The sequence below is a fragment of the Flavobacterium sp. 2 genome (assembly GCF_049949195.1).
In the GTDB taxonomy this organism is placed as follows: Bacteria; Bacteroidota; Bacteroidia; order Flavobacteriales; family Flavobacteriaceae; genus Flavobacterium.
On record NZ_CP188206.1, the window covers coordinates 5275513 to 5298928 of the forward strand.

Annotated in this window: 18 protein-coding genes; 8 read left to right on the forward strand and 10 right to left on the reverse strand. The window is 31.9% G+C overall.

Annotation, left to right across the window (positions count from 1 at the left end; genetic code table 11):
• Positions 1 to 8: 8 nt before the first annotated feature.
• The 6 genes from ACNFIH_RS22625 to ACNFIH_RS22650 form a co-directional block, all read right to left on the reverse strand.
• On the reverse strand, positions 9 to 1022 hold the full coding sequence (locus ACNFIH_RS22625; protein WP_426484919.1) for an alpha/beta fold hydrolase: 1014 nt from the start codon (positions 1020 to 1022) through the stop codon (positions 9 to 11).
• A gap of 51 nt (positions 1023 to 1073) precedes the next feature.
• Entirely contained in the window at positions 1074 to 1862 is a 789-nt protein-coding gene (locus ACNFIH_RS22630; protein ID WP_426484920.1) for an alpha/beta hydrolase, read from the reverse strand.
• Positions 1863 to 2106: 244 nt separating this feature from the next.
• The gene (locus ACNFIH_RS22635) at positions 2107 to 4056 is read right to left on the reverse strand and encodes a sigma 54-interacting transcriptional regulator (protein ID WP_426484921.1); all 1950 of its coding nucleotides are present in this window, start codon (positions 4054 to 4056) and stop codon (positions 2107 to 2109) included.
• A gap of 14 nt (positions 4057 to 4070) precedes the next feature.
• Entirely contained in the window at positions 4071 to 5654 is a 1584-nt protein-coding gene (locus ACNFIH_RS22640) for a sensor histidine kinase (protein WP_426484922.1), read from the reverse strand.
• Positions 5655 to 5891: 237 nt separating this feature from the next.
• Positions 5892 to 6458, reverse strand: coding sequence for a ferritin-like domain-containing protein (locus ACNFIH_RS22645; RefSeq protein WP_426484923.1), 567 nt, complete (start codon positions 6456 to 6458; stop codon positions 5892 to 5894).
• A gap of 17 nt (positions 6459 to 6475) precedes the next feature.
• The gene (locus ACNFIH_RS22650) at positions 6476 to 8617 is read right to left on the reverse strand and encodes a catalase (protein WP_426484924.1); all 2142 of its coding nucleotides are present in this window, start codon (positions 8615 to 8617) and stop codon (positions 6476 to 6478) included.
• A gap of 503 nt (positions 8618 to 9120) precedes the next feature.
• On the opposite strand from ACNFIH_RS22650, the gene ACNFIH_RS22655 reads away from it, so the two are divergent.
• Positions 9121 to 10143 carry an LLM class flavin-dependent oxidoreductase gene (locus tag ACNFIH_RS22655; RefSeq protein WP_426484925.1) on the forward strand — a complete coding sequence of 341 codons (1023 nt, stop codon included), beginning with the start codon at positions 9121 to 9123 and terminating at the stop codon, positions 10141 to 10143.
• Positions 10144 to 10221: 78 nt separating this feature from the next.
• Here the strand turns inward: ACNFIH_RS22655 and ACNFIH_RS22660 are convergent, their stop codons facing one another.
• Complete coding sequence (locus tag ACNFIH_RS22660) at positions 10222 to 11124, reverse strand: AraC family transcriptional regulator (protein WP_426484926.1); 903 nt, start codon at positions 11122 to 11124, stop codon at positions 10222 to 10224.
• A 757-nt stretch (positions 11125 to 11881) separates the two neighbouring features.
• Between ACNFIH_RS22660 and ACNFIH_RS22665 the strand changes: the two genes are divergently transcribed.
• From ACNFIH_RS22665 to ACNFIH_RS22675, 3 genes are all read left to right on the forward strand, one after another.
• Entirely contained in the window at positions 11882 to 12868 is a 987-nt protein-coding gene (locus ACNFIH_RS22665) for a BstXI family restriction endonuclease (protein WP_426484927.1), read from the forward strand.
• A gap of 268 nt (positions 12869 to 13136) precedes the next feature.
• Positions 13137 to 14408, forward strand: a complete 1272-nt coding sequence (locus ACNFIH_RS22670) for an MFS transporter (protein WP_035652363.1) — start codon at positions 13137 to 13139, stop codon at positions 14406 to 14408.
• Between the two features lie 90 nt (positions 14409 to 14498).
• Positions 14499 to 15575: a Ppx/GppA phosphatase family protein gene (locus ACNFIH_RS22675; RefSeq protein ID WP_035652243.1), complete on the forward strand. Its 1077-nt coding sequence runs from the start codon at positions 14499 to 14501 to the stop codon at positions 15573 to 15575.
• Between the two features lie 185 nt (positions 15576 to 15760).
• On the opposite strand, the gene ACNFIH_RS22680 is transcribed toward ACNFIH_RS22675, so the two are convergent.
• From ACNFIH_RS22680 to ACNFIH_RS22690, 3 genes are all read right to left on the reverse strand, one after another.
• Positions 15761 to 17041 carry a hypothetical protein gene (locus ACNFIH_RS22680; RefSeq protein WP_426484928.1) on the reverse strand — a complete coding sequence of 427 codons (1281 nt, stop codon included), beginning with the start codon at positions 17039 to 17041 and terminating at the stop codon, positions 15761 to 15763.
• Between the two features lie 82 nt (positions 17042 to 17123).
• The gene (locus tag ACNFIH_RS22685; RefSeq protein WP_142452452.1) at positions 17124 to 17501 is read right to left on the reverse strand and encodes a hypothetical protein; all 378 of its coding nucleotides are present in this window, start codon (positions 17499 to 17501) and stop codon (positions 17124 to 17126) included.
• Positions 17502 to 18103: 602 nt separating this feature from the next.
• A complete protein-coding gene (locus tag ACNFIH_RS22690) occupies positions 18104 to 18568 on the reverse strand; it encodes a hypothetical protein (RefSeq protein ID WP_426484929.1) in 465 nt (154 codons plus the stop codon).
• 209 nt (positions 18569 to 18777) lie between these two features.
• Between ACNFIH_RS22690 and ACNFIH_RS22695 the strand changes: the two genes are divergently transcribed.
• The 4 genes from ACNFIH_RS22695 to ACNFIH_RS22710 all read left to right on the forward strand — a co-directional run bounded on the left by ACNFIH_RS22695 (position 18778) and on the right by ACNFIH_RS22710 (position 23362).
• Entirely contained in the window at positions 18778 to 20115 is a 1338-nt protein-coding gene (locus ACNFIH_RS22695) for a DUF6734 family protein (RefSeq protein WP_426484930.1), read from the forward strand.
• A 351-nt stretch (positions 20116 to 20466) separates the two neighbouring features.
• A complete protein-coding gene (locus ACNFIH_RS22700) occupies positions 20467 to 22035 on the forward strand; it encodes a vitamin K epoxide reductase family protein (RefSeq protein WP_426484931.1) in 1569 nt (522 codons plus the stop codon).
• A gap of 89 nt (positions 22036 to 22124) precedes the next feature.
• Positions 22125 to 22274 carry a bacteriocin gene (locus tag ACNFIH_RS22705; protein WP_152561060.1) on the forward strand — a complete coding sequence of 50 codons (150 nt, stop codon included), beginning with the start codon at positions 22125 to 22127 and terminating at the stop codon, positions 22272 to 22274.
• A 494-nt stretch (positions 22275 to 22768) separates the two neighbouring features.
• Positions 22769 to 23362, forward strand: a complete 594-nt coding sequence (locus ACNFIH_RS22710; protein WP_426484932.1) for a phage tail protein — start codon at positions 22769 to 22771, stop codon at positions 23360 to 23362.
• The last annotated feature ends 54 nt before the right edge of the window (positions 23363 to 23416 follow it).

Here is a 23416-nt window from a genome sequence, read left to right on the forward strand (position 1 = left end):
GATTTTAATTATTTAGCCAGAAAAAAGGCTAGTAAATCTTTTTGTACCTGAGCTGTATTTTCCTGAACTAACCAATGTCCTGAACCAGCGATTTTAGATTCGGTAACATTTTCTGCAACTAATTTTGAGTGATCTTTAAGAAAAGCTGCTGCAAAATATTCTCCGCCCATTGCTAATAATGGCATTTTCAGCTTTTTCTTTGCGAAAATAACGTTGTCTTTTCCATCCTGATCAAAAGCACCAAACCATTTGAATGCAGCAGTTGTGCCACCTTCAACAGCATAAGCTCTAATAAATTCTGTAGTTTCTTCAGCAGTAAATGGATCTTTTACATGTCCTACAACTGGCCAGAAATTAGTTAAGAATTCTTTTTCTTTTCCTTTAACAATATCTCCAGAAGCCGGCCACGCAAAGAAACCAAACCACCAAGCAGATCCTTTTACATTTGACCAAACTGGTTCAATGCCAGGCAAAAGTGCATCCATCAGAGCTAATTTGTTTACGCTGTCTCCATATTGCGCCGCATAAGCATACGCCACCATAAGTCCGATGTCGTGTCCAGCCAAATTGATTTTTTTATACCCAAGCTGATTCACCAATTCATGAATATCGGATGCCATTGTTTTTTTATCATAACCGCTTTCAGGTTTGTCAGATTCTCCGACACCTCTTAAATCAGGAGCGATTACCGTAAAATGTTTAGAAAGTTCTGGCAATAAACGATTCCACATGTACCAGTTTTGCCCAAAACCGTGAACCAAAACCAAAGGATCGCCTTGTCCGCCAATCACGTAATGAATTTTGATTCCGTTTACAGTTGCTGTTGCATGTTTAAAATTGGATGGTGGGTTTGCAGGAGCAACTTCGGGAGTTTCTGTTGTTGGTGTCGATGCTACGGCAGGAGTTTCTTCTGCTTTTTTGTTGCATGAAATTAAAGTCAATAGTGTAAATCCTAAAAGTAAAAACTGGGTAGTTTTACTTTTGAAGTTTAAATAAGTGCTGTTTACTAAATTCGTTTTCATAATCTTAAATTTTATTGGAATAATTGGTTAATAAATAATTGGTTTTAAATTTTATGGATGTTGTTTTGCAATCCAGTCTTGTATATAAACTGCAATTTCCTGCCAGCCAGGCTGATTCAGAACAAAGTGGTTTCTGTCTGGAAAAACCTTGAAGTTTGTAACAGAATCTTTATCAGTGTATTTTTTATAATTGGAATAATTGAGCGATTCGGGAATTGTATGATCTGCGGATCCTGCAATTAGTAATAATGGTTTGTGAGGCGCTTTAAAATCTACTTTTGCAGCTGAGGTTATAGTGTCGCGAACAATTAATTTAGATTCCGGAATTACAGATTCGCAATAGGCTTTATCTTGCCATTCTTCGGGCATTCCGTTTGTGAAGGCGTATTGCCATTGCGGAAAACTCATTAAGAAAGTTTTTTTTGTTGAGGTGAAAAAACCAAGAGGTCCCCAACCGGCTTTCAAAAAAGAAAACTTAAAAGTCATAATTCCTTGAGGAGGAACAGAATGTATCGCAATTGCAGCCGATGCTAAGTTTCGTTGTAAAAGTATTTGTGCTACCAGTCCGCCAATTGAATGACCAATAATAATAGGTTTCTGCGGCAGATTTTTAGCAATATTTTCAAAATGTTCAATAAGATGTGTTAATCGTAATCCCGCAATTTGAGGATCAGGATGACGATCACGTAAAACACTCGCAGGAGCATCTTTATAGGGCCACGCCGGTGCAAGAGTTTTAAAGCCTTTACTTTCAAAAAAGTCTTTCCACTCATCCCAACATTTATTACTGACAAAAGCGCCCGTGATAAAAAGAATTGTAGTAGGGTTTTCAGTTAGCATAATACATTGTTTTAATGTTATGCCAAACTATAAACTAAAACCGAACCTTTTATTTAAGTTATTGATTGTTAGTGAATTATGTGTTTTAAAGAAAGCTATACCAAACTATATATCGTTGAAAAACGGAAAACAAGTAACTTAATATCGTTTTTTTGAGTTATGAATTATGAGTTATGAATTATGAGTTTTGAGTTATGAGCGAGATAAAATAAATCATTCATAATTCATAACTCATAATTCATAATTAAAAATGACTTCTCTTAATACCCAGCTTCTGCATTCTTGAAGCCAAAGTAGTAGGAGGAAGGCCTAATATTTCAGATGCTCCGCCTGCGCCTCTGATTCTTCCGTTGCATTTTTCTAAAACATTAATAATATGCTCTCTTTCGTTTTCCTGAATGGTTTTAAAATACCACTCATTTGCCGAATTACTTATTTTAATTTCATCAAAAGCAGGAAGTGGAATATGTTCAATGGTATTCGTTTTTGCCAAAAGAATACTTCTTTCGATAAGATTTTCGAGTTCGCGAATATTTCCGGGCCATTGATATGATAAAAGACTTTTTAAAGCATTTTCAGCTATTTCGGTTACATTTTTTCCCGTTTTAACACTATATACAGCAATAAAATGACGAGCTAGAAGACCGATATCTTCTTTACGTTCTCTAAGTGGCGGCAATTGAATTGGAAAAACATTTAATCGATAATATAAATCAAGTCGGAAGCGACCATCTGCGACTTCTTTTTCGAGATTACAATTTGTTGCAGCAATTATTCTGACGTTTACTTTTATGGGAACATTTCCGCCGACACGTTCAATTTCCTTTTCCTGAATGGCGCGAAGTAATTTTGCCTGCATTTCAAGCGGCATATCTCCAATTTCATCTAAAAATAATGTTCCGTTGTTGGCTTGTTCAAATTTGCCAATTCGTTTTTCTGTGGCTCCTGTAAAAGATCCTTTTTCATGACCAAATAGTTCAGATTCTATTAAACTAGGAGGTAATGCCGAGCAATTTATTTTTACAAACGGCTGATTTTTTCTATCCGATAATTGCTGAATGCTATTGGCGATGCTTTCTTTACCTGTTCCGCTTTCTCCTGTAATCAAAACGGTTGTATCGGCCGGAGCAACTTGCAAAATATGATCAAATAATTTTAATAAAGCTGGACTTTTACCCACAATAGATTCAAAGCCAGATATTTTTACATTTTTGCCTGTATTTGTATTTGCAGCTGAATTTGTTTTTTGGACTAATTTTTTGTCGGCATTGATTAAATTTTCAATAGCATAAATTAAAGGTTCCTGAAGTCTGTCGCATAATGTAAGATGGTTTTTGTTGTAATTATCAGCTTGTTTGCTGAAAAATGACAAATATAATCCGCCATTTTCATGCAGTGTCAAAGGAACTGGCAACATTAGATTGGACTTCATATTCATTGAGTTCGCAATCATTTTTTTGATCGGCGTTTTATCGCATATTTTTGTGAAATTCTGATTGTTATAAAAAGTGGCTACAGTTTCTACCTGGCTTTTGTTTCTTAAATCATTTATTTCAGATTCTTTTAAAGCAGTTATGTTTTGCAACTCTTCAATTCCAATTTTTTGATATTCATGCAAACCTGTTCGGGCGTAGCCTAAAACTCTGTTGGATAATTTGCTATCGACATAAAAAACGGCCATTACAAGATCAAATGAAATAAGCGATTGTAAAGAAGTGACAATATTAAGAACTCTGTCATCCCAAGTACCGCTTTTTTTGACAATCGCTTTGAGTTGTTTCTGAAATAAAAGCTCTCTGCGAATAGAAGATTCTATTCCGTGTTCCTGATGGTATTTGGCAATTTCAATTGTAACCAATAAATCCTGTTCTCTAAAAGGCTTTACCAAAAAACCATACGGATGCGTTAATTTTGCTTTACTAAGCACTTGTTCATTTGAATTTGCAGAAAGATAAATAAATGGAATATTATCTTCTTTTAATATTTCGGCAAGGTCAATACCTGTTTCTTTTCCTGATAGAAAAATATCCAATAAAACCAATTCTGGTCTTTCCTGGGCAATATAATATTTGGCATCTGCCACTGAACGCGCCATTCCGGTAACAGAATGACCTGCTTTTTTCAGCATCAATCGCAAATGATTTGCTTCTACAAATTGATCTTCAACAATAAGAATTTTTAATGATTTTGACATTTTATAGCGTTTGATTAATGAAGATTATTTTCTTTGAAAGTAAATTCCAATGATATTTTAGTACCATTTGAATTCGTAATTAAAAACTTTCCTTCGATATCTGCAGATAATCCATGCATTAATTTTATACCTAAAGAAGGATTGTTGTAAGGATCAAAATCGGGTGGAAGCCCAATACCATTGTCATGAACAATTAATTTATAGTTTTCGTCGTCAGTTACTTTAAGCGAAATTGTAATAATATTATTTGTCTGATTTGGGAAAGCATATTTAATAGCGTTGGTAACGGCTTCGTTGAAAATAAGGCCAATTGGAATTGAATGTGACAGCGGTAGACTGAAACTATCAATATCAAGAATGAAACGAATATTGTTTCTAATTTCGAAAGAATCTTTTAGATATTCCGTTAATTCAAAAATATAAGAAGGCATATCAATAATAGATAAACTTTCCGATTGATACAATTTTTGATGAATCAAAGACATGGCCTGAATTCTGTTGTGACTACTGTTGATGGCCTGAATCGCTTCTTCATTTTTTAGAAATTCGGCCTGACTCGCCAATAAACCAACAACCATATGCAGATTGTTTTTTACGCGGTGGTGAATTTCCCGCAACAGCCATTCCTTTTCGACAACCAGATTTTGCAGTGTATTATTTTTTTTATTTATTTCATTTTGTTGTGTTTCCAGAATTATATTTGTTTTTTTCTTGAACCTATAGCTTTTGTAAAGCAATCCAAGAATTATAAGTAAGAGAACCACAAAAGTTATCATCGAATTACGCAAAAACACCTCATTTTTAAGTCTGCTTTCCTGCAAAAGTGTTGTGTTTTTAAGTCTTATAATATCCCGGTTTCTTTTATCGGCTTCATAAATAATATTCAGTCTGGAAGAAATAGGTAAAATTTCGTCTTCTTTTAGATGCGCTGCTTTATAAAAAAATACGGCTTTATTTAGAAAATTTAGCGATTTATTAAAATCCGAATAGGAAAAATAAAGTTCACTTATTTCTCGATAGCAATCACCAATTCTTTGATTGTTTCCTGATTTTTCGAATATCGCTGCAGCTTTAAAAATGGGAACTAATCTTTCAGGTATTGGTTTCCTTGTTCTCATTTTTGCCGACCAAACCATGACCCAGGATTCTGCCAAATCATCCAACTGATTTGTTTTGCTCAATGCCGCGATTGCTTTTCTGGCGGTAGCTTCAATCATCGAATCGTTATTTCTCAACTGATACACCATTGAAAGTTGTAGATAACATTTTCCAATATAAATATTAGAATGCAAGGCTTGGCTTATTCTAAGGGCATCTTTGGCATAGTAAAATGCTTTTTCTAATGTTTTAGGATTGTTATAAGAAGCTTCATACCAATCGCTTACTTGCAATAAAATTTTAACTTTATCGATGTTTTCCTGAAGTCCATCTAATAATTTTTCAGCTTTTTTTACTTGTTGTTCTGTATAAGCAGGTTCTTCATCAATATTATTTTCGGGAACAAGCAACTTCATTTCAGACGTTTCAACTTGCTTTAAATCTTTTAAAAAAGGCGAGGCATTTAAGTCTCCAATTGCAAATAATACAAGGAGGAACAAAATTATTTTTGTTTGATTAGAGAACATTTTTCGTAGAATTAAACTGGTTATACGAAGGTATTGATAATAATGTACTTAAGATTGAATTATCATAAAAACAATAGCCAACGATATTTCGTTGGCTATTGTTTTGTTAAATGCTCTAATAGAATTTCGGCAGTTCGATTAATTACATGAGATTCGCTGCATTTATTATAATTTCTGATAGCATAAATGGTGATTCATTTATTTTAGATATTATTCGGCAGCCATTACGTTTACTGTATTTAATGCAATATCATTTAACAAACAATCGGCTTCTTTTTCTTCTGCCAATGTTTGGGTCAATAATTTTGCAGCATCATTTTCACCTAATGTTTTTGCAAAGGCGCATAAAGTTCCATAAGTAGCAATTTCATAATGTTCGATTTTTTGTGATGCTGCAATAATTCCTGCATCTCTTACTGGGCCAGGTGTTGTTTCAACTAAAATACTATCACCTTCTTTGAGTAAACCGGCCATAGCTTCACATTTTTTTCCTTCAGCTTTTTCTTTTAAAAGCTCAAATACCTCATCAAGCCTTGCTATTTGATTTTTTGTGACCAAATGATGCTCCAAAATACTTTTTGAAAGTACTGGAGATGTTGCATTTTCAGCCATTTTAGGAAGGGCATTTACAAGTGCGTTTTCAGCCCAGTAAATATCTTTCAGATTATCAATAAAGAATTCTCTTAACTCTTTGGCGGCGTCTGCGGCTGGAGAAACTATGTTATTGGTTTTGGATTTAAGAGCTTTATTTTCAGTTGGTTTTTCAAGATTTTTCATGTTCAAAATTTTTTAGATTAGTTGTATAAGTTTTCTTCTCGTTGCCAAAAACGATGCATGGTCATTGCTGTTATAAAATCCTGTGCAAATTCTGCGGTAGCAATTTCACTTGAAATTATAATACCCGGATCATAATCAGTAATTTGAGAAACGAAAGCGGCCGAGCTTACTATTTTTGAAGCATCACCATCTGTTCCAATTACTTTACAATGTTTGTAAGCATCATTTAAAAATTCAAGAACATCTTTGTTTTCTGAAAGAGTCTTTACATCAAGTCCGTGGGGAATATAAACGGCATCAAATAAAACGGAGGAAACGGTAAGAAGACTGAAATCTACTGGAATTTCACCATTAGAATCGGTCGAAATCGAGCCTAAATGCGGTGCAATAACGCAACCTTTGGCATCTTCTTTTTTGAGTGCAGTTTTCATATTTGCAACAGCAGTTTCTGAAACTCCATCTGAACAAATAATAGCGACTTTTCGTGAAGCAATTGTGGGTGAATTAGTTGGATTATTAATCATGCTCAATGCATCAGATGTTTTTATTGTTTGGTTTTTGGTTTGTGGTTCATGTTTTCCTCCTTCATTTTCTGGTGAAACGCCATGGTTAATTGGGGTTTCAAGAATAGGAGGAACTTTTGCACCAAGTCCAATCGCTACTTTTTCGGCTAATTGTTGGTCAATTTGCGATAACAAACCGAGCATTCTGTTTCGTATAGCCGTTGTCTGTACTTTTCCAAGTTCAAAACGCAAAGCCTTAACAATATGGCTTTTCTCTTCGGAGGTTTGACTATTGAAGAATAATTTGGCCTGACCAAAATGATCATTGAAACTTTCGCTTCTTTCTCGAATTTTATGCGCGTCAATACGTTCATTAAAACTTGAAAAGCCACCTTCAGCAATTTTTGCCTGATACGGACAGCCTCCGCCAAGTGAATTAGGATGATAACTTACACGTCCTTTATTAATTTCCTGACGCATATGTCCGTCACGCTGATTGTTGTGAACTGGTGCAATACTTCTGTTAATTGGAATTTCATGAAAGTTTGGACTTCCTAATCTGGAAAGTTGCGTATCGGTATAGGAGAATAATCTTCCCTGAAGCAACGGATCATTTGTAAAATCAATTCCAGGGACAACATGTCCGGGATGAAAAGCAATTTGTTCGGTTTCTGCAAAGAAATTATCAGGGTTTTTGTTGAGAACCATTCGACCGACAATAGTAACTGGAACAATTTCTTCTGGAACAAGTTTTGTTGGATCAAGCAAATCAAACTCGTAATTATTTTCATCTGCTGATGGAATAATTTGAACACCTAATTCCCATTCAGGAAAATTTCCCATTTCTATGGCTTCCCATAAATCTTCTCTGTGAAAGTCAGCATTTTTTCCTGATATTTTTTGCGCTTCATCCCAAGCAACGGCATGCGTTCCTAGTTTAGGTTTCCAATGAAATTTTACAAAAACTGATTCTTCTTCAGCATTAACTAATCGGAAAGTATGAACTCCAAATCCTTCCATCATTCTATAGCTTCTCGGAATAGCACGATCTGACATTACCCACATAATCATGTGCATAGACTCGGGCATTAGCGAAATGAAATCCCAAAAAGTATCGTGTGCCGACGCAGCTTGAGGCATTTCGTTGTGCGGTTCCGGTTTAACGGCGTGAACAAGATCTGGAAATTTTGATGCGTCCTGAATAAAAAATACGGGAATATTATTGGCAACTAAATCATAATTTCCTTCCTGAGTGTAGAATTTAACAGCAAATCCTCTTGCATCTCTAGCCAAATCTGTTGATCCTCTTGATCCTGCAACGGTTGAAAATCGGACAAAAACGGGAGTTTTTAAACCTTTTTCCTGTAAAAAGCCCGCTTTGGTTAGTTCTGGAATTGGGTTCGTAACTTCAAAAAAACCATGTGCTCCAGATCCACGTGCATGAACAATTCTTTCTGGAATTCTTTCATGATCAAAATGCGTTATTTTTTCTCTTAAAATAAAGTCTTCCAATAATGAAGGCCCTCTTTCGCCACTTTTGAGCGAATTGTTATCATCATTGATTTTAACGCCCTGATCAGTGGTTAAAAATTTATTTGTTCCGTCTGATTTGCTTGTGGACAAATCACGTTGTTTATCGTCTTGAAAATTTTTCATAAATATATTTTTTTAGGTTAATTCCTGAATGCAGCAACTTGAAGAAACTGACTTTTTTGATAAGCTGTAAATGGTGGTTACCTTATTATAAAGTCATTTCAAAGCTAGTAAGAGAATACTTAAAATATTTATAGGTTTAATAGTGTTGTTTTACAGGATTACCATTTAATTGTTTTGTAAATCAGATAGTTATTTGTGGAAGAATGATTTTGAAGATCAGTTAAATAATGAAAAAGAAATGAAAATTAAAAGCGCATAGATTTTGTTCGAGGCGTTTTTTTGATTTTCTGCTAGGGCTTTGTGAAGTCAGTTGGAGAAATATGAAAAGTATCCCTCAAGTTAAAAATCTGTTTTACACTTTATATAGAATTGTTTTTATATTAATGCTAAGAAATTTTTTTCAATCAAAAAGCAAGGAAGTTAAGCACTTTCTCCGCAAGGATTCTAGATTCCTTCAATAATGATGCTTATATTTGGGAGTATTAATATTAATAATGCTATCAATGAAGAAAATTGGATTTTTATCGTTTGGGCATTGGGCAAATCATCCTTCATATAAAGCTCGTACAGCAAGCGACACATTGCTTCAATCCATTGATTTAGCCGTTGCGGCGGAAGAAATTGGTTTGGACGGCGCTTATTTCCGTGTGCATCATTTTGCACGACAGTTGGCATCGCCATTTCCTTTACTTTCTGCCATCGGTGCTAAAACAAGCAAAATTGAGATTGGGACAGGTGTAATCGATATGCGATATGAGAATCCATTATATATGGTTGAAGATGCCAGTGCTGCTGATTTAATTTCAGAGGGACGTTTACAATTAGGAATAAGCAGAGGATCACCGGAACAAGTTATTGATGGTTGGCGCTCCTTTGGATATGAACCCGAGCAAGGTGAAACAGATGCCGATATGGGACGAAAAAAAGCTTTAGAATTCCTGGAGAAACTTAGTGGTGAGGGATTTGCAGAACCAAATCCGTATCCTATGTTTCCAAATCCGCCTGGTTTGTTGCGTCTGGAACCCTATTCTGAAGGATTACGAGAAAGAATTTGGTGGGGAGCAGCATCTAATGCTACTGCTGTCTGGGCAGCTGAAAACGGAATGCATTTGCAAAGTTCTACGCTGAAATATGATGAAAATGGAAAACCTTTTCATATTCAGCAAGCGGAACAAATCAGATTGTATAAAGAAGCCTGGAAAAAAGCGGGACATGATCGCGAACCAAGAGTTTCAGTCAGCCGTTCCATTTTTGCGCTGGTCACAGATCAGGACAAATATTACTTTGGCGATCAAGGCAAAGGTTCTGATAGTTTTGGTAATATTGAAAGTGATAAACGAGCCATTTTCGGAAAAAGTTATGCTGCAGAGCCAGAGAAACTAATAGAAGAGTTAAAACAAGATGAGGCCATTCAGGAAGCTGATACACTGCTTTTAACAATACCAAACACATTAGGCGTTGACTATAATGTGCATATACTTTCTTCGATATTAAAATATATTGCTCCAGAGATGGGTTGGCGATAGTTTTTAAAATTCGTGATTATTAAAATGCCCCAAAAAGTTAAATACTATTTTGGGGCATTTTAAAATCTCTATAAAATCTTATGATGACTTTGATTGTGGAGAAAAACGATATTGCAATGGAGATATTTTCATATGTTTTTTAAAAAGACGTGAAAAATAATATGGATCATCATAACCCAAATCAGCAGCAATTATTTTTACTTTAACCTCGGAGGTTATTAATAATAAACAGGCCTGTTGTAATTTTAAGTGAATAAAATAATCCAACGGAGCCATTCCGGTGCTTTTTTTGAAAAGCAGTGAGAAATGTGAAGGCGATAAATTGTTTATTAATGCCAAATCTTCTAAAGTGATTTTTCCGCCCAGATTGTTTCTCATGTAAGCAATAGTGTTGCTTATCGAATCTTTTTCGTCCTGTTTTTTTTCATTGACATTGACATCAGGATATAAAAAGGAGGAAAGAAAATGATATAAGCATAAATTTGCCTTGGTAATATTTTCTTTTCCATAACCCATTTCAAGGCTATGGTACATGGTATTCCATAGTTCTATTCCTTTTTCGTTATAGGCGATTTGTCGGGGGCCATCAAATAAACCAATATTGAAGCTTTTATTAAAAACGTCTATTTTCCGACTGCTAAAATGAACCCAATATATTGTCCAGGGATCATCTTCATCGGCTCCGTAAATTATATGCTGATTTGTTGCAGGAATTATAAAAAATTGATTTGGCCGAATTTCAAAACGAATGCCATTTACAATATTCCAGCCTTTTCCACGTACACAGTAAATTAGAATATTATCTGTGCATCCTTTTTTTCGTTCCCTGTAATAATAAGTGGCGTTAGGGAAATATCCAATATGAGTAATATACAAATTACCTAAGACAGGATTTTCTTCAATTGCTTTTTGCCAAATATTATTAGGCAAGGATATTAATTTTTCCGTCCGAAATTCATCGTGTTGTTTAAAACTTTCCATGATAATTTAATATGAACAAAAAAGCATTTATTGCTAAAATACGATTTTATTTTCTTCTGTTTTAATTTTAAAATGATTTTTGAATGCTCTGTAAAATACAATTTTAATCGTCTTAGTTATTTCGTCGGGCGCAAATTTTTTTAATCTAGTTTAGGTTTTATAGTGTTGTAAATTAAGTTGTTACAGTGTGTTTTTAATAATTGATTTAAAAAATAAAAAGGCTTTTTTATTTTCAGATTTTAAGAAATAATTTTTTATATGAAAAATATTAGGTTATTTTTTTCTTTAATAACCCAATAATAAGATAATCCATTACGGTAATTTCTTAAACTCTTCCTAGTAATCTTATAGGCATATAAAAGTATTTTCTTAAAATAAGCAAATGAGACAATAATAAGATTGTCCATCATAATAATAAAATAGTCCATTTATTTTAACATGCGAATAAAATAGATTTGTTTATATTTAACAAGTGTTTAAGTGTAAGAAAAATGCTGAATTTTACACGTTTGCTTGAAAACTATTACTTTTTTAAAAATAACTTTATGTTAAATTATTGATATTTAGTTTTTTATAAAATTACAAAAATATATTGTCAAATACTTAAAAAGAACCCTGAATGAAAAAATAATCACTAAAAGTTAATCAAAAAAAAGCTCGACATTTTACTATGAATTTTTAAAGTTAAATTAAAGAATGTAAAGAAGATAATGCTGCCAAATCTATAATAAAACTAATCAACCAACTAACTTAACCTATGGCAAAAAGACTACCCAAACTACCTCCTTTACTGCAAAGTAAAATTTACAAAACCGGACAAACAAGAAGCGCGAATGATGATGTGATTTTTCAAAATAGAGCCAATAGAAATGGCACCGTTTTGATTCCTTTTGAATCAATTGATTTATTCGATATTTCCGTTCTAACTTCTCAAAAATTTGAAAGCGGATTTATTGTGGTTATGAGTCCTGACGATTATTACGCCAATCCTGAGGCATTAATTACAATGAAAGCCAAGAAGCTAAAACTTGGTGTTAATACTATTTTATTTTATGAGACAAGGACACAATGGAATAATTTTAATCCTTATAAAAATAAGCTCTCTGTAGCTGAGAAAAGGGCAGTTCCTATTGATGGCCATTTTGTTGCAAGAATAGTATCATCAGGAATAAAAGGCGAGGAGAAAATCATTCTCGGTTTTAATACCAGCAACTGCAAAGGTGCCGGAATTAGAGTTGCAGAATATGCTCCACTTTCAACAATCAAATCCTGTCATTTGCAATTAGAATATTTATTCTGGCTTTGCTACGATTCTGATGAAGTAGCGCTCAACGCTGGCATGACGGAAAGTGATATTGAAAATCGAAAGGCCGCTATTATTACAGCCTGTAATAATCAAAAACTATCTAATACCGACCGACTTTACAAGACGCGAATTATTGACAATGTAAAAAACACGATTTGCCCTCTTTGTTTAAAAAAATTAAGCGCCGGGGCTTTTATGATCAATTTTTTTGAATCATCTGAGAAATCATCAGATATCGACAAAGAAATTAGTCAGATCAACCTTTTTTACATTAATCAGTTGAAAATCGGAGAATTTAACCATTCACCATATAATTTGGCTTGGGGACATCAAAGTTGCAACATGATTTGTAAAGAAACCGGGGTAATTGAAACTATTAAATGGATGAAAGAAGTGGTAGTAAATACCATTATTTTCAATAAAGATTCATCCAATTAAAGTATAGAATATGCTGAGATATATTTTATTGAAAATATATACTCTAAAAACAGCATAATTCTATAAAATCATAAATCCACTATTCAATAAAAAGAAAGGCCATTTGTCAAAATGCTAGCCATGCTCATTTGCAGTAATTGCGGTTTATATTTTTGTGTTTAAAGTCAAAAAAATATAAATCTTGATTAGTGATTTGCAAAGTTTCCCTTTGAATTTGTTTAAAAAGTGGTATCAAAAAAAATTAAAAATCATCAAAAAAGTAAAAGAAATGATCAGCGACTTAAGAAAAAAATACATGGAAAATTATAGTGGTTTTCCAAAAGAAATTTGGATTTTGACATTAATAACCTTTATAAACAGAACAGGAACAATGGTAATTCCGTTCCTCTCAAAATATATGCGAGAGAATCTGCATTTTGAATATAATCAGATTGGCTGGGTTATGGTTTGTTTTGGTGTTGGTTCTTTTATTGGAACCTGGCTAAGCGGCATTTTGTCTGATAAAATCGGATTTTATAAAGTAATGATAGGCAGCCTTTTTGGAAGCGGTATCATCTTTTTTATGTTGCAGTATATAACATCATTTGAAGGGTTTTGTTTTTCAATTCTACTTTTAACAACTATAGCAGATATGTTCAGGCCGGCAATGCTGGTATCCTTAAATACTTATACTCGAAAAGAAAATAAAACGAGGGCATTGGCATTGGTAAGATCAGCAACAAGTTTGGGCTTTTTATTTGGTCCTCCTTTAGGCGGTGTTATAATTATGCTTATTGGATATAAATATCTGTTTTATGTAGATTCAGCTACTTGTATACTTGCGGTTTTAGTCTTTGTTCTTTTAGTGAAAGAAAGAAAACTGCCTTTTAAACTCAAAAAAAACAATATTGGAGTAGACAAATATGCGATATTAAAAGATAGAGCTTTTTTAACGCATATGTTCATTTCGTTGATTACTGGTATTATGTATTTTCAGGTATTTACGACATTGACTCTGTATCACAGAGAACAATTTAATTTATCAGAAGTAAACAGCGGTTTGATTTTAAGTTTTAGCGGAATATTGACATTGCTGTTTGAATTGCCGATTGTTAATTATGTAGAAAGAAACAGAATTAATAAGTTGAATGTCATTATGGTAGGTTTGGGCTTTATGGTGCTTAGTTATATCCTTTTATTGATGAATGACAAATGGTACGGAATATTGTATGTAATGATGTTTTTTATGACGCTTGGGGTAATGTTGACTTTTCCTTTTGCAAATTCGTTTGCTATGACGAGATCACATAATAATCAAGAGGGGAGATATATGTCTGTTTTTACAATGAGTTTCAGTCTTGCGCATATTTTAAGTGCTAAGACAGGTATGGAAATTGTCGCGTATGCGAGCTACAGAGCAGATTTCATATTTATGAGTTTAATCGGTTTATTTGCTATTTCGCTTTGTTATTGGCTGGTAAAAACGGTTGAAAAAGAAACAATAGAAACTAAAATAAAAATAGTGCAATCCATTTTTGTTGATAAAAACAAGAAGCTATAACCGGCTTTGATTTGAAAATGAACCTATAATTCCTTTTCAATGTTTGAATAAAAATGAGCTTTTCATATTATTAAAAAATACTCAATTAAGATGAAAAAAAATATTGCATTCATAGCCATAATTATTTTTATTTTTTTGATTCCTTCGAACTTGATTTCTCAAGAACTTTATGCAGGAATTGAAATAGGAAGCAAGGGAATAAAAATGTCGGTAATAAATGTCCAAAACATTAAAAAAGGAAAATACGAAGTAGTTGATTTTTGGACAGAAAATATTGCTATCGCGAAAGGGATTTCGATAGACGGAAAATTAGCCGAAAATGATATTGAAACGGCCTTTAATGTGACAGTGAAAAATTACACCAAACTACTAAAGGAATTCAAAATTGAAGAAAAAAACATATTTATAGTTGTATCTTCTGGTGTAGGAATGGCCAAAAATGTAGACGTATTGCTTCAAAAACTATACGTTTTTACAAATATTAATGTAGCCATAATTACTTCTGATACGGAAGCAAAATTATTGCTAAAAGGATGCATTCCGCCAAAAGAATATTCGGATTCTTTAATCCTTGATATTGGAGGAGGGAATACTAAGGGCGGATATGTAGAGGAATTTAATGAGGATGATATTTTGGTGTTTTATCCTGTGACTTTAGATTTAGGTACAGTAACTTTTACTGAGAAAATAAATAAAAATGCAAAAACCAATTCGGTTGATGAGTTTAATGAATTGCTTGTTAATGCATTACCTGAATTAAAAGAACAGACCGATCATTTATATCAGCAAAGTCCTAAAATCAATAACAAAAAAAATGTATACATGTCTGGAGGTGCAGTTTGGGCATTCTACACATTGTATAAGGGGAAAAGTGCAACAGAAAATTTTAGTCCGTTTGAAATTAAGGAAGTTGCAGATTACAACAACATGATAAAAACAGATTATGCAAAATTTGAAGCATTAGCATCGCAAAATAAGGATGTTGAGAAGGTATTGAAGACGTATTCTCAAAAATACTTAATTGCAGCAAATTCAATATTGCTGACTGTATTAGAGAAAATTCCTGATGTCAAATCTAAAAAAATCTATTTTACGAAACAGGGACAAATGGCATGGTTGCTTTCTTATATCGCTGATTCTGCAAAAAGAGCAAAAAATATTCGCTAAGGATAACTTTTAAACTATAATTCTTTATATAGGTTGAAAACGAGGGATTTTGATGCTTAGTTTTTAATATTGTGATTTATAAATCAAGCTCCAAATAAGTAGTTTTATAAATATGTGAAGAGAAAGTGAAATGATACAAAAAAGCCAGTAATCTAAAAGATTACTGGCTTTTTTATTGATATTTTTTAATTAGTTAGGTTTTGGCTTTTAATTCTAAAATCAGGCTTTTTTCTCATGGATGAACTGGCAAATAATTCATCGTTTTTGAGTTTTATAAAATCGATTCCGAATTCTTTTCCTTGATACCAATTACTAATGAAGGCATTGGTAGCAGTATTTTGCGTTGTTCCAATAATCTTTGTATCATTAATAAGCAGATCTTTTAAAATTATTTTCCCTAAAAATTCATCAGAAATTGTAACGGTATCTGAAAATATAATGAGGTGGCTAAATCCTGATATTACAGAATTGGTCAATGTTAAAAAAGTATTTTCTCTAATTAATATCGCTTCGTGTTTTAGTCCTTGAATTTCAGTTCCAATATCCTCTGTATGCATCATCGTGATATTGGTAGCATTTACTCGGGTCATTTCTTTTTTGCTGTCTAAAACTTCTCCTTTTCGGGTATCAACCGTTTCCATTTCAAAACAACGAGATCCGTAGCTATCAGATAGAAACGGACTTCGAATGGCAATACTGTTAGAGAGATTGCATTGGACACCTTGTGTAAAATCAAAATCATCATCTGCGGAGCGCAGAGATACTAAATTGTTGGCATTTACATATCCGCCATAGAATTGAAAAGAATCCTCATCGGATGAAGTAACCTGGATATATTCTAATTTTGTTTTACTTCCAACCCCAGCTAGCGATAGGCCATTTATTGGTCTATTACCAGATGTTTTTTTTCCTGAAAACTCAATTCGGACATATTTTAAGATTCCAGAATCACTTTCTTTGTTATCACCACCATATTGTGCTTTTTGTGGATCAAGATCGAAATCCAAAATACCAACTCCTCCAGTTTTGTTTATTGGCGCATCTCCAAAAACAATAATGCCTCCCCAATCACCCGGATTTCGATCTCCTGAGTTCTTGTTAGAGGTAAAAACGATTGGGTCAGTTTCGGTACCTTCAGCGATAATTTTGGCGCCTTTTGTAATTACTAATGTAGTTAAAGTATCAGTATCACACCTTATAAGCGTACCGGGCTGAATGGTCAAAGTTACATTTGGAGGAACATAAACGGTACCAACTAATATATAGACATTTTCTTTTTTTAATGTCATATTTGCACTAATAGTACCATTTAGTATTATAGAGGCTTCATTATAATTGGTTGTTTTTGGATTAAAATTTGTCCACATGTTCAGCCAATTGGTATCGCCGTTAATACCTTTAGTATTTTGTGCATTAATTAGGATTGTGAAAGTAAAAAATACAAGCAATATTAATTTATTCTTCATAACGTCTCACTTTTTTAAATTAATTAATATTTTAAAAAAGGCCGACTTTAAAAAAAGTCAGCCATTTCACAATTTCAAATCATTATAATTTAGAAGCAATCTCTTTTTTGTATTTGTTCAGAATTGCTTTTGTCATTCCTAAGTTTGCTTTAGTGGAATCAACTGCGAGATAGATCATATATAAGTTATTCTCAGAAACATCAATAATGTGAATTTGGGAAGTTAACGTAATCATGATATCTGAAACAATCTGATTTTTAAGTCCTAAAGCACTAACAGCGTTCATTTTTGCTTTTACAACTTCAAGGTTAAAAGCAGATGCTAATTCTGGATCAAATTCTGGAACTACTGAAAGTGAAAAGTATGACATTCCTGTTTGAATTTCTGCAATTGAAACTGCGATAAATCCTGGTACATTTTTTTCTAGATCGTCTCCGAATTGTTTTAAAAAGTCTGACATAATTGGGTGTATTTAATTGGTTAATATTTGTTTTTTTCTTTAGCTGTTGTCGACTTTACAAATATATTTTTAAAAATATCCAGCTATCAATTTTCGATAAATTGATTTCTTCTTTTTTCCTACTTTTTTTTGGAGTTCTAACTTTTTCTTGGAATGTTTTCTAAAAAAATACTGACAATGAGGCGTTTATATTTTATTTTTTTATCACCATTTAGTGGTTGTTTTTTTAAATATTCGAATTATTGTGTTTTTTGGCATAAGTATCTGTTAATGAGTTATTTGTGTTTTTATTTTTTTACCATCTGGTGGTGGAAGAATTTTGATTTTGTTTTTCTTGTTTTTTGTAAGACTTTGTTTTTGTGGTAATTATAGTTTTAAGCTTATAATTTTAGCCTTTACGTGGTGTTAGAATTGTAAAAAAACTTTTTTGGGAATTATAATTGTAGGAAAAATTTAAAATAAGCATAATAAACCAAGTATATTTACGTAAGGTAAAATAGTGGCTTATTATTGGTTTCGTCTATTTTTTGAAATCAGAAGGAAAAAAACTAAAATTTAGGTATCAAAATCTTATCGGTAAATCATTAATTTGATGGATATATTTATTCTTTTGAATTCTCAAGTTGTACTTTAAATTTACCCCAATAAGGATTATCTGCCATTTGTGAATGTCCAACTATAATAATATGATTTCCTTTTTGGGTGAGTTGTATTTGCAAGTCCTTTCCAAAAGGCCCGTCTGAAGAGTTATCAGGAAAAATAATTTGGTTAAAACGTATGTTTCCATTGTCTGTTGCCAAAATAATCTTTCCGTTTAATTCACCCAGATTTTCATTTTTGAATTTTATAAATACGCGAGGGTGAATTGAATCTAATTGACCTTCGGCTATGTATAAACCTTTGGCATTTTTAAAATTCATGAAAATAGTGTCATCAATTTGTTTGTTTTCTTTTCTGTATTTTTCAATGGCGATTGTATCGGAATTGTGAACAGAATTATTTTTAATTTCTTTTTGCTGACAGGAATAAAAGAAAACTGAGATCATAATATATATAACATTTTTCATAATCTATTTTTTAAGTTGAGTATCTCAAATTTAAATTTCTTTGGAAAATTTTGGTTATAAAATAATGTATTAGATTTTATAGGATTTAGATCTAAATCTAATACTGAAATAAATACCTTATTTATAGTATTGTTAAATGCGGAAACCCGTAACAAATATTCTAATTCCTTTTGTTTATTTGAGTGTCATTAATTTAGCAAGATTTTTAAATGAAAATAGTACAAAGTTTTTGGTCAGGAAATTTGACAGATTTTAGAAACAATTATGGATGGCTTTCATATAAATATAATTGGATGAGCTGGTTATTGAGCTGCCATCAATTAGTTAAATATCATAAAGAGGTTGAACTTTATACAGATCGTTTTGGATATGAAATATTAATTACAAAATTGCAATTGCCTTATACTAAAGTTCATGTGATTTTAGATGATTTAAATGATTACCATAAAGATCTTTGGGCAATTTCTAAGATTAAGGTTTATGAAATGCAAAATGAACCGTTTTTGCATATCGATGGCGATGTTTTTGTATGGGAATCTTTAGAAAACAAATTTAAAGATGCTGCTTTAATCACTCAAAATTTAGAAATTACAGCAGATTGTTATATTAAAATGTGGAATGAAATTTCGCCGAATCTTTCATACATGCCAATTGAAATTGAAAACTATCATAAGCACACAAAAAATTTTGCTTGTAATATGGGAGTTGTTGGCGGAAATGATATTGACTTTTTTAAGGAATACACAAAAAGGAGCATTGACTTTGTAGATAAAAATAGAAGCTCTTTGCCAGAAAATAATTTCCATAATTTTAATCTTTTCTTTGAACAGGTCTTGTTTTACCAACTTGCTATAATAGAGAATAAAGAGATAAAATTTTTATTTGATGAAGTATTCGACGATGGTGAATATATAGGTTTTGCTGAATTTCAAGAAGTACCAGATAAAACGTATTTGCATTTATTAGGAGTTTATAAAAGAAATCCTCATGTATGTAAAGCCATGGAAGTATATATAATGAAGAATTATCCAGAAAGTTATTCTAAAATCACCCGATTAATTAATGAAGCAGAAGGGAATCAAAATGAAATTGAATTTTTAACAAATGAGAAGGTTGGTGAATTGATTTCAGATTTTGATTTAGAGTTGAGAAATAATGTGTTTACATCTGACAATGATTTATTGAAAAGAAACTTATATACAGAAGGCTTGCCACGTTATCTGCAGAGACTGCTATTTAATAAAGAAGATTTTAATATTGTGTTGCTCGATGGTTTTGAGCAAGTATTTACTACTCTCGACGATCAGGAGCTTTCCTTTTTAGAAATTAAAGAACTCAATTCTGTATCAAGAAAATACGATTTAGATGATTTAGATGAAGCTATTTTATCTGAAATATCAGAGGGAATCCGATATTTTGATCTTATAGCCAAAATGTACACTCATTTTGACGATGATTCTCAAGAGGCAAAAAATGACTTTTTAATGCTAATTAATAAAATGTTGTCAAATTATATCGTTTTTAAAATAATTGCCATCTATCAATAATTTTAAAATTTCTAAAACTCACATTAACTAAAAACGCCTAATCATAAATTAAAATTAGCAGTTAATATCAGAGGTTGCCGTATTTAGTATAGATTAAGATTTGTGTTTTTCTTGAGTTAAATTTTTACCCATTGATAGTGTTATTTAACATATTTGCTCGCATTTGTTTTAAATGAATTATGTTAAAGTTTTAAAATATGCGGTTTCCCGTAATAAAATGTTGGTATAAAAAATCATATTTGTAAGTAGAATTTTGCTTTTGTAAACTCAGAATGTAACTTTCTAATTACAAAATATTGGATAATTTTTCTTGTATGCTTATAAAAGTATAATTAACGGATTGGAAATTCTATGGTACATTTAGTTCAAAAGTATTTAAGCATAAACAATTTTGCAGATCAAAAATTTGCATTCAAAGATTTGTTTGAATCTCATCCTGACTTTCCTAGTTTATTTGCTATTACTGATAGTTTAGAATCACTGGCTATTGAAAATTCTGCACTCAAGATTTCAAATGATCAGCTGTTCGAATTACCAGATTCTTTTTTGGCAATTTATAATAAAGATTTAGTTTTAGTTACAAAGAGTAAAACTTCAATAAAAATTGAATTTGAAAAAACAGGAGGGAAGAGTTTGTCGTTTGATGATTTTATCAAAGGCTGGAATGGAATTATTTTAGTTATTGAACCCAATCCTACTTCTATAGGCAAAACTTTAAAAACAGCTTTAAAATGGTTCTGTTATAGTTTGCCAGTTTTTGCCTTATTAATTATTTCAATTTTTAATAATAATTATGATACGAGTGGAATTATTTTCTTTTCAACTTCGGCGGTGGGATTAGTTTTCAGCATTTTTATTATTAAAGAAAAATTAGGGTTAAAAAATGAAATCGTTTCTCAGTTATGTAATAGAAGTTCAAACGTATCATGCGAATCTGTTATTAGCTCAGATAAAGCTAAAATTAACGAATGGCTTAGTTTTTCAGATTTACCAATCCTCTTTTTTGGAATCAATCTCACATCTTTATTGCTTAATCCATCTTATTCAAATAATATAATAGGCTTGCTGAGCTTGCTTTCTTTGCCAATAATTGGATATTCTATTTGGATACAAAAAATGCAATTAAAAAAATGGTGTTTGCTTTGTCTGGCAGTATCTTTTTTAATTATGTTTCAAGGCGCTGTATGGGTTTTTATGAAAAATTCATTTGTTTCTATTACATTTTCCAGTTTGTTTTTTTATCTGTTTTCAATGGTATTGATTAGCTCTTTTTGGTTGATTCAGAGCAAAACATTAGAAAATAAAATTAAAGCAGAGAATGAAGCAAGTAAATTAAAGAAGTTTAAAAGAAATTATAAAATAGTAAACTTCTTATCTAATGATATACCTGTTTTAAAAGGGCTTGATGAATTAAAAGGTTTAAAATTTGGTGACAACAATGCAGCTGTTGATATAATTCTTATAGTAAGTCCGAAGTGTAAATATTGCTATAAAGTTTTTGCAGAGGCTTTCGAATTAATTACGAAGTATCCTGAAAAAAATTCTCTAAATATTATATTCAATATCAATCCAGATAATAATGATAATCCTTATAAGGTTGTTGCAGAACATTTGTTGGAAATCAATTTTTTAAACGAAGATTTGGCAAGAGAAGCGATCATAGATTGGTACATACAGGAAGTCAGTTTAAAAAAATGGATAGAAAAGTGGAAAGTGGATTTTATTAGTCCGAAAGTGTGTCAACAAATTGAACAGCAATATAATTGGTGTACTGCTAATGAATTCAATTATACACCAGTAAAAATTGTGAATAATAAATTGTTTCCTAACGAATATGAAATTTCTGAACTGAAATATTTTCTAAATGATTATGCTGAGGGAAAACAAGTGTTTGAAAAAAATGATTTAGTTCAAATATAAAAATATATAAAAAATTCTTGCGCAAGAATAGACATAAATTCCAAGTGTCTCTAAATGATTGGAATATAAATTAACCCAAATAACATATTATGAAATTTTTAAAAACAAAAGAAGTTAAAAAATTTATTGCTAAAGATGTTCAGAAATTAAATGAAAAACAATTGAAAACAATTGTTGGTGGATATCGTGAAGATGAAATTTGCGAGGACCCGATTAGAGATAGATGGGTTCCTTGTTAGTAGGAGCTTTTGATTAAGTCATTATTAATAATGATTTGACTCAAAAATTAAACTGTCTGCAATTTTATTTGCAGACAGTTTTTTTTATATTAATAGTTTAGGGATAAACAATTTTTTGCATAAAATCTTCCCCATAATGCATACATAAAATCAGCTTTCTCTTTGCTGATATCGGCACAAAATCCTACATGATATTTTGCCTGATAATAATAAACAATTCCTTTAATTATTAGTTTTTTTAGTACCAAATTCCCTGTGTTTTTGTCTCCATTTTAGGTTTTTCTCAATCAATTTAAGATAAGTACAATTTTCAAAACATTATTGTTCAAATGCTTATGTGTGCACTCTATACAAAAACAGGTATAAACACCTGTTCCAAAACTCTTTATATAAATTAATTTAGCGATGTAATAAAAAACTGTCAGAACTACTTTTTTATCTGACAAATTATTTACAAATCAAAAAACAAATATTAACCAATTAATTAAAAAATTATGAATGACATTTTTTTAGGATCAATTATGGCTTTTGGTTTTGATTTTGCACCAAGAGGCTGGGCACCATGCGCTGGACAAATAATTGCTATTTCTCAAAATACTGCGCTTTTTGCATTACTAGGAACTACTTACGGTGGAAATGGACAAACTACATTTGCTTTACCAGATTTAAGAGGCCGCAGCATGGTAGGTGTTGGTCAAGGGCCTGGTTTAAGTCCTATTGTTTTGGGAGAAGTTAGCGGAACAGAAAATACGACGTTAACAATCAACAATATGCCTATGCACAATCACCAAATCAATGCTGGAACTGGTGCTAATCAGGTAAATTTAGCTACTAGCGCACTTGCTTATAGTGGTGGAACAAATTCTAATGAAACGGATAGTGGTTCTAATTATTTAGGGGCAGCTGGTGCTACACCAAATATTTATTGTGAGCCTACTGGAACTACAGTTAAGGTTGGAGGTATAACTTCTACTATAGGTGGTTCTACATCTATAGCTGGAGGCAGTCAGCCATTTGGACTTAGAAATCCATATTTGGGTACTAATTTTTGTATTGCTATGGAAGGAGTTTTTCCTCCACGTAGCTAATATTAAGTATAAAACAGAGGTAAAATATTTGCCTCTGTTTTTTAATCTTATTTT

Bases quoted from the DNA above. Each gene is read 5' to 3' on its own strand.
- ACNFIH_RS22625 (WP_426484919.1), bottom strand. From the start codon at position 1,022: ATGAAAACGAATTTAGTAAACAGCACTTATTTAAACTTCAAAAGTAAA.
- ACNFIH_RS22630 (WP_426484920.1), bottom strand. From the start codon at position 1,862: ATGCTAACTGAAAACCCTACTACAATTCTTTTTATCACGGGCGCTTTT.
- ACNFIH_RS22635 (WP_426484921.1), bottom strand. From the start codon at position 4,056: ATGTCAAAATCATTAAAAATTCTTATTGTTGAAGATCAATTTGTAGAA.
- ACNFIH_RS22645 (WP_426484923.1), bottom strand. From the start codon at position 6,458: ATGAAAAATCTTGAAAAACCAACTGAAAATAAAGCTCTTAAATCCAAA.
- ACNFIH_RS22650 (WP_426484924.1), bottom strand. From the start codon at position 8,617: ATGAAAAATTTTCAAGACGATAAACAACGTGATTTGTCCACAAGCAAA.
- ACNFIH_RS22655 (WP_426484925.1), top strand. From the start codon at position 9,121: ATGAAGAAAATTGGATTTTTATCGTTTGGGCATTGGGCAAATCATCCT.
- ACNFIH_RS22660 (WP_426484926.1), bottom strand. From the start codon at position 11,124: ATGGAAAGTTTTAAACAACACGATGAATTTCGGACGGAAAAATTAATA.
- ACNFIH_RS22665 (WP_426484927.1), top strand. From the start codon at position 11,882: ATGGCAAAAAGACTACCCAAACTACCTCCTTTACTGCAAAGTAAAATT.
- ACNFIH_RS22670 (WP_035652363.1), top strand. From the start codon at position 13,137: ATGATCAGCGACTTAAGAAAAAAATACATGGAAAATTATAGTGGTTTT.
- ACNFIH_RS22675 (WP_035652243.1), top strand. From the start codon at position 14,499: ATGAAAAAAAATATTGCATTCATAGCCATAATTATTTTTATTTTTTTG.
- ACNFIH_RS22680 (WP_426484928.1), bottom strand. From the start codon at position 17,041: ATGAAGAATAAATTAATATTGCTTGTATTTTTTACTTTCACAATCCTA.
- ACNFIH_RS22685 (WP_142452452.1), bottom strand. From the start codon at position 17,501: ATGTCAGACTTTTTAAAACAATTCGGAGACGATCTAGAAAAAAATGTA.
- ACNFIH_RS22690 (WP_426484929.1), bottom strand. From the start codon at position 18,568: ATGAAAAATGTTATATATATTATGATCTCAGTTTTCTTTTATTCCTGT.
- ACNFIH_RS22695 (WP_426484930.1), top strand. From the start codon at position 18,778: ATGAAAATAGTACAAAGTTTTTGGTCAGGAAATTTGACAGATTTTAGA.
- ACNFIH_RS22700 (WP_426484931.1), top strand. From the start codon at position 20,467: ATGGTACATTTAGTTCAAAAGTATTTAAGCATAAACAATTTTGCAGAT.
- ACNFIH_RS22705 (WP_152561060.1), top strand. From the start codon at position 22,125: ATGAAATTTTTAAAAACAAAAGAAGTTAAAAAATTTATTGCTAAAGAT.
- ACNFIH_RS22710 (WP_426484932.1), top strand. From the start codon at position 22,769: ATGAATGACATTTTTTTAGGATCAATTATGGCTTTTGGTTTTGATTTT.